The organism is Aeromicrobium sp. Leaf272 (assembly GCF_001422865.1).
In the GTDB taxonomy this organism is placed as follows: domain Bacteria; phylum Actinomycetota; class Actinomycetes; order Propionibacteriales; family Nocardioidaceae; genus Aeromicrobium.
On the sequence record NZ_LMMY01000009.1, the window covers coordinates 484,967 to 486,022 of the forward strand.

Annotated in this window: 1 protein-coding gene; it reads left to right on the forward strand. The window is 67.8% G+C overall.

The features are described 5' to 3' along the window. On the forward strand, window positions 1-948 hold a 948-nt coding region (locus ASF38_RS18740; RefSeq protein WP_235497380.1), incomplete at its 5' end, for a methylmalonyl-CoA mutase family protein. Window positions 949-1,056: the final 108 nt, after the last annotated feature.

Consider the following 1,056-nt stretch of genomic DNA (forward strand, 5'->3'; position numbering starts at 1 on the left):
TACCACATCGCCGAGGCCGGGGCGAACCCCATCAGCCAGCTCGCCTTCACCCTCGCCAACGGGTTCACGTACGTCGAGTCGTACCTGGCGCGCGGCATGGACATCGACGACTTCGCGCCCAACCTGTCGTTCTTCTTCTCCAACGGCATGGACCCGGAGTACTCGGTGCTCGGCCGGGTGGCACGACGCATCTGGGCCGTCGCGATGAAGGAGAAGTACGGCGCGAACGACCGCAGCCAGAAGCTGAAGTACCACGTGCAGACGTCGGGTCGGTCCCTCCACGCGCAGGAGATGGACTTCAACGACATCCGCACCACGCTGCAGGCGCTCATCGCGATCTACGACAACGCCAACAGCCTGCACACCAACGCCTACGACGAGGCCGTCACGACGCCGAGCGCGGAGTCCGTGCGCCGCGCGCTCGCGATCCAGCTCATCATCAACCGCGAGTGGGGCCTGGCGATGAACGAGAACCCGCTCCAGGGCTCCTTCATCATCGACGAGCTGACCGACCTCGTCGAGAACGCCGTGCTGGCCGAGTTCGACGCCATCAACGAGCGCGGCGGCGTGCTGGGAGCCATGGAGACGGGCTACCAGCGCGGTCGCATCCAGGACGAGTCGATGCTCTACGAGCACCGCAAGCACGACGGCTCCCTGCCGATCATCGGCGTCAACACGTTCCGTCGCCCGGAGTCGGAGGTCGAGGCTCCGACGGTCGAGCTGGCCCGCGCCACGGAGGCCGAGAAGCAGTCGCAGCTCGACCGCGTGCACGCCTTCCAGGACACGCACCGCTCCGAGGCCGAGGCAGCGATCGACCGCCTCAAGAAGGCTGCGGTCGAGGGCGACAACGTGTTCGCCGTGCTCATGGACGCCGCCCGCGTCTGCTCCCTCCAGCAGGTCACCGAGGCGTTCTTCGAGGTCGGCGGACAGTACCGGCGCAACGTCTGAGCAGGGTCTCGAGCGCCTCCGTCACGAACCCACGGAACGGCGCTCGAGCCCCTCCTGCGCGCCCCTCCCGACGCGCGCCCGTGCGCCATCTGCGCTACCAAGGAGGGG